The sequence below is a fragment of the Burkholderia sp. SIMBA_062 genome, assembly GCF_046534765.1.
Taxonomy (GTDB): Bacteria; Pseudomonadota; Gammaproteobacteria; order Burkholderiales; family Burkholderiaceae; genus Burkholderia; species Burkholderia ambifaria.
Window position 1 is genome coordinate 1 of record NZ_JAWRYD010000070.1, and the last position, 7996, is coordinate 7996.

Sequence of the window (7996 nt, forward strand, 5' to 3'; positions counted from 1 at the left end):
TTCGGCGAGCGATTCACGCAGGCGCGTGGATAACCTGTTGTTCAACCGCCTCGCCCACAAAAATGCGGACAGGTTCGTGCTGCCGATCCCGACGAGACGATCAAGGGAATGCGCAGCTTTTACTATGCTCGGTTGACAACTACCGCGACGCTCCTCTTGGCTGTAGTTGCAATCGCGATCTCGACGATCTCGGTTGTCTTAAGCATTTTGCATTCGTAGGCAGAAAAGCGATGAACCGCATCTGGAGTACGGTCGGAACGATCCTCGCCATTCTGATGTGGCTTGCTCCAATCACGCTCGTTGCGACCTGGCTGCCATGCAGGCAAGTTGCGAAGATTGTTGGAATCGATGTCGTTGCACTCATCGTAGCGTGCCGACTACCCGAACCGCTCGTTCATCCGGGCTTCTTGATCGTGCCGTTCTTTGGCGTCATGTTCACCTACGAGGTCCAAACGACGCGGCTGAATGACTGGTTGTTTCATTGCGCGTTCGCTTGGGGAGTTTCTACCGCCGGCTGCGAGTTCTTACGAAGCAAGCTTGGACAGGTCCGCGAGCTGGACGTGTTCAAGAAGCAGTCGGATTGACGAAGGAAAAAGCCAGCAATCGAGTATCTTTTCCACGTATCCGTGATAGGTCATAACTCAATGTCTAAAGACCCAATCATCACCGAACTGGCTGTCTCCCTATGGCAAGACATCGACAGGAGCAAGCTATTTCCGCAAAGCCGGCCGCTGCTAGCGCACTACACGTCGGTCGACAATCTGCGGAACATTCTCACCGGGGAGGAACTCTGGCTTTCTAATCCCCTGAGTATGAACGACCACGAGGAGATGTACTACGGGTTGCGTCTCGCCATACAGGCAATCAGGGAACACCGGGATTTCCGCAGGAGCTGCGAGGAACTGGGTTGCTACGACGCGTTCTTGGGACAGTTCTGGGCATGTCAGCAGCACTTTGATAACGAGCAGGCACTCGACACCTACATCGCATGCTTCTCCGAGCATGATCCGGTCGAGGATGCCGATGGGAGACTCTCCATGTGGCGCGGCTACGGTGGCAACGGCAGCGGTGCTGCGCTCGTCTTCGACACCGCGAAGTTGAACGTGAATCAGGATTCCCCACTGGTGATTGGACCTGTCACCTATATGAGCCGCGAAGCCAGGCAGACGTGGATCAATGAGCTGCTGGATCTGTTGACCGCGACCATCCAGCGATCGCCGATCAACCAAGACGCCTGTGGCAGTGTGGCCAATCTGCTGTTCCAGAGGGTATTGCAGGCGTCACTCTTTTCTAAACACCGCGGCTTCTCAGAAGAGCGTGAATGGCGGGTGGTCTATTTTCCCCGCCTGGACCCCACCGGCATGCTCAAGAGCATGTTTGGGTACTGGATCGGACCCAGCGGCCTCCAGCCCAAGCTGAAGTTTCGCCTCGCGAATCTTCCCGGTGTCACCGCGCCGGACTTTGGGCTCGATAGGCTGGTTCACAGCATCATCCTAGGGCCCACACATAATGCACTGTCGCAGCGAGCGACTCAGCGTATGCTGGAGCTGGAGCGCCCTATGCTCGTGAAGCGTCTACGTGCCTCGTCCACACCGTTTCGGACGACTTGAGCGCCGACAATGGACTTCTATCGCGATATTTGCGTGGTTGAGTACCGGTGACGAATAGGAGAAACCGCGAGGTCGCATATGGATGCCGGGGACCGCGAAGATATGTTGACGAAAGACCGCGCTAAGTGGCTGGCCGCGTTTGACGCCAGGCACGAGGTGAGGAAGCGGGAAGAGCAAAATGGCTTCCGTTGGATGATCGACCATTGTGTGTTGCTGACGTTGGCCGTCGGTGGAATGCTCGTGAAGTTGGCGCAGGATATGAACTAAGAAAAGGATGTCACATGGAAAGCTCTGCAGTTCAGGCGTACGAGGCGTGTGGAATCGGCAAGCGTAGCTCGATGCGGCCAGCCGGGGCCGGCGTGAATAGTCTGGAGTCGTTCCAGCACGACGTTGCGGTAGCAGATCGGTTGGAACGCGACGGAAAGATTCGTATCCATCAGCGGCACAAGGAAGACCAGACCGGCCACGGGTACATTGATCTCATCCTTTTTGAGCGGCTCTCCTGAACCAAGGAAAACGGGGAAGTGGCTATGAAGAGAGATTGGGATCTGCTACGAAAGCAACTGACGGACATAGAAGCAGGACATGATGTCCTCGCAGACATTCCAGATGCGCCGAAATGGACCGATGACCTGACGTGGGAAGCCTACGATGACCTCGCGAAGGGCCAAAGGGCCTTGGAAGAACGAATTGCTGGCCACTTGGAACTTCTCATCGACAGTGGCTACGTGGAAGGGCTACAAGTACTCCGAGGTGCCGATAATCACTTCTCGTACGGCGTGTCTGCCCCGCGCCTCACCATGGCTGGACACGACCTGCTCGATACCATGCGATCTGCCACGATCTGGGAATCGATCAAGTCCACCGCCCGGACTAAGGGCATCGAACTGACGTTCGACGCCATCAAGGCATTCGCCGGTTACGCTTTGAAGCACGCCTTGGGCGCATAGGAAAACAGCGAGCCAGGCGGCGCTCACGAACAACTCAAACAGGGAGAATACAATTGACGAAATATCGATGCGAAAGCGTGACCGATCCGGTATCCGGCAAGGTCTTTATCGAAGTGTTTTACCCAACGGACGCGGAGCAGGTGTTTCGCACCAGTCCGGCACACTTTGCGACGCACCAGGACGCTGAGAAACAGTTCAAGGAATTCTCCGGCGAGGTATTGCCTGACTTTGCCCAACTGCCTGCCGACCCGATCAACAATGGATGGGTCCTTGGCTTTGCCGTTGTCAGCAACTCACCGTGGCATTTCGGTGGCATCTACGCGTCGCAAGACGAAGCAGAGCGCATTGCGGGCCATTTGGGTGGCGCTTATGAAGTTCGGTACGGCTCTCACCAGATCGATTCCGACAACTTCGTCGCCGTCAACCGTTAGGCAACGGAAATCGCCGGCGCTTGGCCGGCACCAAAAAAACAAGAGGAAAAGCATGGTAAGTAACGTTGAAATTCACATTCCGTCCAGCACAATCATTCTCGACTCGGTAACGTTCTGTATCGAGTTCGGCAAAGCCCGAATCGAAGGCGGCCATCCATCCGGCCCCGTGTTTTCTTACGGCGCCGCGCGTGCGATCGTGAGCGAAGGTGACGCGACACGGCTCATTGCAGCAGGCGTCTTCGACGCACGCTAACCCCCGGGAAAACTGCCTGGAGCGTCCGGTATGAAATTCAAGACGTCGAAAACCTTCCTGCCGATGAGTGTCCTGCCTGAGCATGAGGGGAGCTACGACCTCAGGCGCCGTGAGGATGGCGCCGTGACACCGGCTGACTTCGTGAGCAGCAAATGGCAGGTCGATATCGCCGGCTTCGATGGCTGGCGTGGACGGGAATTTGAGACGACGCCGGAGAGCGTGCTGCGGGAGCGCCGCGCCCTGTCGCGTTACCGCTTCGCAAAACACACGACCTACAAGCGGGCGCTACAAGCGGCCGTGCGGCTCGCGCGGTATCACGTCGCGGCGCAGCGGCAGCGCAAGGCGTTTGGCTTCTACCTGATCGCGCACCGCATCGATCCGGATCGGCTGCACGCAGTCGATCGGGCTTGGCTGGAGCGGCATGTGGTCCGTCTTGGAGCAGGCCGCCCGGAGATCGAGGCGAAGGTGAACAAGTTCTTCGCGACGCGGGGCGCACCGCCGCTGCAAGTGCACGAGATCACCGCGACGCGGGGAACGTAGGAAAACTACAAACGTGAACGCTTTCTTTCCTCCCGGGGATATCGACCGGAAACCCCTGCCTCCATCAAAAGCGGAACGAATTTCGTCGCGGCTTATTGGCGTGTCTCTCATGCCGGCATTGGGAGTTTTGTTTGTTGCGGCCGCCGTTAGCGGTTGCGGCGAGTCTAGCGGCGATCCTTTTTCCAAAGCAGGGCTGCAAGTCCAGCAGTCCACGAAGGACGCTGTGACCTATATGGGAAGCAAAGAGACAGTTGCCGGAACCTACGTACTTCAGTTCCGAACTAGGAGTAACAATCTTATGGCATCTCCTAACGGAAACACCGATCGAGCGGCCTATTTGAAAAATCAGGGCCGCGCACTCTTATGGAAGCAAGCAGCATGTACCGATGAGGTAAGCGCTGTGTCTAACAGGCTGGACGCTAATATGGTTACGGCGCAGCTGGTAAGCGAATCCGGGGAGCTTCAATTTGTGGCCGTCTGCCATTGAAAGGATCGAAAAACCATGGACAAAATCAGTGCTGACCAGTTGGCTAAAGGGCGCGAGCGCTTCCTCGACGGCCACCCTGAAATCAAGCGAAAAATCGAAGCTCTAACTCAAGCCGAAGCGGATGCCTTGGGTATCAGTCTTGGACTCCTACGCGAAAGCGAGACGATGCGTGAGCTTCGCGAGGTGGCCCGTGCGAAGGGGATTGATTCAACGGAACTGTTCTGGAGCTGCATCGCTGACACTGCTGAAGAGTTTCGCGCAATGCTGGAACGCCGTGACGCATCGATCAAACGAAGCCTCGGCCTTTGAGGTCGGAAAACGACGATGAGTGAAATTCTCACTGAAGCGGAGAAGTCTTCGATCCGCGGCGTAGCGGCGGGCGACAAGGCGCAAATTGAGGCTGCCCGCGCGACTTTCAATCGTGCGGCACCCGAGCATGGCGTCGACGCGTGCGTTGAGCTGCAATTCATGGCGCGAAGTACTCGCGCCGGTTCCGGATCTGCTGCTTCGCTCGCAGTATCGTGCGGCCGTGCTGAAGCAGACACACTGAATCGGAAACAATGAGCTACCAGACCACCGCTCAGGCGCCGACGGACGAAGAGATCGAGGCCTTAGCGCGCGCACGCGAACCGCAGGTGTGGGCGCTCGATCCTCCCGACTTCTCATCGGCGCAATATCGTCGGGCGTCGATCGAGCATGCGGAGGATGTGCTTCTGGAGAAGCGTGGCCTGCCTCCGGTCAGGACCTACGAGTAACGGAGAACGGAAAAGCATGTCGACAAATGACGCTCATTCGCGCGCGGACCGCGCACCCCGCAACGGTTGGCCGTTTTGGATCGGTGCGGTCCTGACTCTTGTTGCGCCACCGTCAATCATGTTGAACCTTGGAAATGCACAGGCCGCATGGATTACTGCCGCCTGTTGCCTGCTTTTTACGCTGTTGACTCGGGCAGAGGACTTGGCCGAACTTTCCTTGGGTCCACTGAAGGCGACGATGCGAGAGCAGGTCCGGGAAGCTGCTGCCACGGTCGCCGAACTTAAGGCAGTTGCTGCAGCCACCGCAGCCGCGAATCTGACGACGCTCATGTCTGGAAACTTCATGAGCGGCACAAGTCTGCAAAGCCGTTTGGAGTCCTTTGATCAGATCGTCGCGGCTCTTCGTGAGGTTGGTTTTTCTGGTGATGAGTTGCGCGCAATCGCGTCCGACTGGCGGAAGGGAATGGGGCTCATTTATCACCGCGCTATCCGTAGCGCTCTACTAGGTCGAACAAGTGCTCGCGACCACGCCCAGACGGCAACGCCGGAGCAGCATCGAATCGCTGACGCGTTCCAGGAGCTTTGTGTATTCGAGCGCTGGGAGGTGCCAAGTCCCAGCGAGATGAGGCGATTTATGGCTCAAAATGGTGTCAATGATGTAACAGTGAATGCTTGGATCGACGACTATCGACACTATCTCGAAACGGATGAAATAAGGCGCAGAGACATTTTTGTCCTTCAATGAAGTACAGGTAAGAATACAGGAAAACTTTGAAATGGTTTCAGTTTGGGTGGCAAAGCAGAAAGACGGCACGTTTAAGGTAATCGATCAGGTCACTGGCGAGGTCTACGGAACCGTCAAGGACACGCGGGACGTGATCGACTTCGTGTGCGAGAAGACGGGCGATTTAGACGTGCTCTACGTGGATGGTCAGTGATCGGAAAACATGTCAATAGAGAAAATTGCAACTGATAGCGGCACTGCAAAGCCCGCGGTGCCTGACTATGACGATGTTGTGGATCGCAACGAGATTACTCTGCTGATGACTCCGGGGGATCTCGCGGCCGTGAATGGAGATCTGGCGCTGACAAGACGCGGCGATCTTATGATGACGAGCCCGGAGTATCACGCTTTTTTTCGGCTCGTTAATTGGTGGCGCTTCAATTTTCCGGTCCTTTCCGTCATGTTCGACTCGGTGTTCCCGTTGGTCGATGACGTGACACGACTTGACCAGGCGCTCGAAGAGCAATTTGCGATCGCCGCGAAGCAGTCCCCCCACCCAATGACCAGTCTCGACTATGACGCGTATCACCGAATAAATGATGAAAGAGGCGCGGTCGAAGTCGCCCGAGGCGTTTATGCGGGAGCGATCGTAGTAGCGCTGTCTAACGTGCTTCAGTCGTTCAGGGCGGATATCGAAGGTGTCCAGCACGAATGGGACGCAGCTGTGCCTCGGTTTGCAGGGTGTTCCTTTGGTCAGGTAGTAGTCGCTTCGGCTAACAACGTGCGGCACGCCGATGAATGGCAGACGGCACGTCCCCCTACGGCAAGACAGTTGCAGTCGATGCGTGTGCTATCTGCTGTGTTGAACGAACCCCTGGCTCCCGCCGACGGGTCGCGCCATAGATTCGGGAGAGAGGTTAGTCCAGAAGTGTTGCAAGCGATATGCGGTGGGAAGATGGCGAGGCTTGAAGAAAATTTCTTTGATTTCGCGAAGGATCTTTTCCTCCGCAAAGAGCAACGCAATTTGCCGTAGACCACGGAATATGAGGGCATTGAACATGAGTTTGACCACGCTTTCGCAAACGCTGACCGCGAAGACTGAGCATCCCGATGGTTTCTATTACCGCGCGACGTTAGAAGCCGGCACTTCTGACTTATGTCGCCTGAACGTAGCCTACTATCGTGAGGATGAAGACGAAGCTGCAAGCAGTCAGGGCATAGACCTCACTTCGGCAGAGTGCAAAGCTCTCGCCCAGATGTTGCTAGGTGTCGCTGCGGTCCTCGACGCTGAATCCAGCGCGATCTGAACGATCGGAAAATGCCATGTATAACCTGACCGTGGCCGACGCACTTCGGCTCGCCGATCAACACTCTGCGGGACGTCGCCGAGTCGCGCAAGATGCCATGTGGTGGCGAGCTGGACGCGGCGACCGCTGAGCTCCACGCGGAAGCGGCTGCTGTGTTGGATGAATCGATCGAGCAGCTGCGCGGGCACGAATAGGAAAACGGAAGAGACCTATGAAGGCGTGGATTCTGAAACACGGGCGCACTGTGGGCGGGTTGTGCGGCATCGACGCAGCCATCGCCTTTTGGTTCGACCTCAAACCCTTAGGGATTGCACTTGCTGGGGCCGCGGTCGCGTTGGTGGTCTCAGCAGAGCGAGCGAAGAGCAACGCATAGGAAAACGAGGAACGCGATGGTGTTCGATACGATGAAGCGGGAATTGCGCGAGCTGTTCCACCTCGTTCAGCGAACGACCGAGTGGGAGACGTCGGTCGCGTGTGGAAAGGTGAAGCTCGCTGAAGTTCCGGCTAACGCTCGCTCGGCGCACCATGCGCGTTTGGAGCGAATTGTTGAATTGCGCGCCAAGTACGACTTGTAACGGAAAACAACCAGACGCGAGCGCCCCGCACGGCCGGCAGCCGACACGACGCTCCAAATAGAACGCCAAACGACGGAGCATAAACGTTGAACGACGAACTTGAGGCGGCTTTACAGCGCTCGGAGAACTGGATGGTTCAATGCGCTAACGTTCTCGACGGTGTGACCTTCGAAACGTCGTTGCGGAATCGCATAGCGGTTGGTCTTCATCATCTCTGCGTTGAGCACCATCAAGGGGCGCACGTATTGATCGGAACGGGAGTTCGAGGGTCTGCATTTGCTCTGTATTGAACCGCACCGGGAATCGTGGAGGCTGGTTGGTTTAAGTTAATGCAGGCACGTCAGCGGTATTTCCGAGTTGCCTG

The 7996-nt window shown here is 56.7% G+C and carries 17 protein-coding genes; all 17 read left to right on the forward strand.

Features of this window, described 5'->3' with window-relative positions; all coding sequences use genetic code 11:
• The first annotated feature begins 230 nt into the window (after positions 1-230).
• Positions 231-584: a hypothetical protein gene (locus SB786_RS35130; RefSeq protein WP_410731419.1), complete on the forward strand. Its 354-nt coding sequence runs from the start codon at positions 231-233 to the stop codon at positions 582-584.
• A 60-nt stretch (positions 585-644) separates the two neighbouring features.
• On the forward strand, positions 645-1610 hold the full coding sequence (locus tag SB786_RS35135) for a DUF2971 domain-containing protein (protein ID WP_410731420.1): 966 nt from the start codon (positions 645-647) through the stop codon (positions 1608-1610).
• A gap of 78 nt (positions 1611-1688) precedes the next feature.
• Complete coding sequence (locus SB786_RS35140) at positions 1689-1877, forward strand: hypothetical protein (RefSeq protein WP_410731421.1); 189 nt, start codon at positions 1689-1691, stop codon at positions 1875-1877.
• Between the two features lie 14 nt (positions 1878-1891).
• Entirely contained in the window at positions 1892-2116 is a 225-nt protein-coding gene (locus SB786_RS35145; protein WP_410731422.1) for a hypothetical protein, read from the forward strand.
• A 24-nt stretch (positions 2117-2140) separates the two neighbouring features.
• Positions 2141-2560 carry a DUF2513 domain-containing protein gene (locus tag SB786_RS35150; protein WP_410731423.1) on the forward strand — a complete coding sequence of 140 codons (420 nt, stop codon included), beginning with the start codon at positions 2141-2143 and terminating at the stop codon, positions 2558-2560.
• A 53-nt stretch (positions 2561-2613) separates the two neighbouring features.
• Positions 2614-2991 (forward strand): hypothetical protein, encoded by a 378-nt coding sequence (locus tag SB786_RS35155; RefSeq protein ID WP_410731424.1) that lies wholly within the window; start codon positions 2614-2616, stop codon positions 2989-2991.
• Positions 2992-3043: 52 nt separating this feature from the next.
• Positions 3044-3244 carry a hypothetical protein gene (locus SB786_RS35160; RefSeq protein WP_175693976.1) on the forward strand — a complete coding sequence of 67 codons (201 nt, stop codon included), beginning with the start codon at positions 3044-3046 and terminating at the stop codon, positions 3242-3244.
• 30 nt (positions 3245-3274) lie between these two features.
• Complete coding sequence (locus SB786_RS35165) at positions 3275-3784, forward strand: hypothetical protein (protein WP_410731425.1); 510 nt, start codon at positions 3275-3277, stop codon at positions 3782-3784.
• Positions 3785-3797: 13 nt separating this feature from the next.
• The gene (locus SB786_RS35170; protein ID WP_410731426.1) at positions 3798-4271 is read left to right on the forward strand and encodes a hypothetical protein; all 474 of its coding nucleotides are present in this window, start codon (positions 3798-3800) and stop codon (positions 4269-4271) included.
• Between the two features lie 15 nt (positions 4272-4286).
• Positions 4287-4580 carry a DUF6388 family protein gene (locus tag SB786_RS35175; RefSeq protein WP_410731427.1) on the forward strand — a complete coding sequence of 98 codons (294 nt, stop codon included), beginning with the start codon at positions 4287-4289 and terminating at the stop codon, positions 4578-4580.
• Positions 4581-4595: 15 nt separating this feature from the next.
• Positions 4596-4835 carry a hypothetical protein gene (locus tag SB786_RS35180; protein ID WP_410731428.1) on the forward strand — a complete coding sequence of 80 codons (240 nt, stop codon included), beginning with the start codon at positions 4596-4598 and terminating at the stop codon, positions 4833-4835.
• Positions 4832-5026 carry a hypothetical protein gene (locus SB786_RS35185; protein ID WP_410731430.1) on the forward strand — a complete coding sequence of 65 codons (195 nt, stop codon included), beginning with the start codon at positions 4832-4834 and terminating at the stop codon, positions 5024-5026. The genes SB786_RS35180 and SB786_RS35185 overlap by 4 nt, the downstream gene beginning before the upstream one ends.
• Positions 5027-5042: 16 nt before the next feature.
• On the forward strand, positions 5043-5771 hold the full coding sequence (locus SB786_RS35190; protein ID WP_410731431.1) for a hypothetical protein: 729 nt from the start codon (positions 5043-5045) through the stop codon (positions 5769-5771).
• A gap of 31 nt (positions 5772-5802) precedes the next feature.
• Entirely contained in the window at positions 5803-5964 is a 162-nt protein-coding gene (locus SB786_RS35195) for a hypothetical protein (protein WP_410731432.1), read from the forward strand.
• A gap of 9 nt (positions 5965-5973) precedes the next feature.
• Entirely contained in the window at positions 5974-6783 is an 810-nt protein-coding gene (locus tag SB786_RS35200) for a hypothetical protein (protein ID WP_410731433.1), read from the forward strand.
• Positions 6784-6808: 25 nt separating this feature from the next.
• Positions 6809-7057, forward strand: a complete 249-nt coding sequence (locus tag SB786_RS35205) for a hypothetical protein (protein WP_410731434.1) — start codon at positions 6809-6811, stop codon at positions 7055-7057.
• 389 nt (positions 7058-7446) lie between these two features.
• Complete coding sequence (locus SB786_RS35210; protein ID WP_410731435.1) at positions 7447-7632, forward strand: hypothetical protein; 186 nt, start codon at positions 7447-7449, stop codon at positions 7630-7632.
• The last annotated feature ends 364 nt before the right edge of the window (positions 7633-7996 follow it).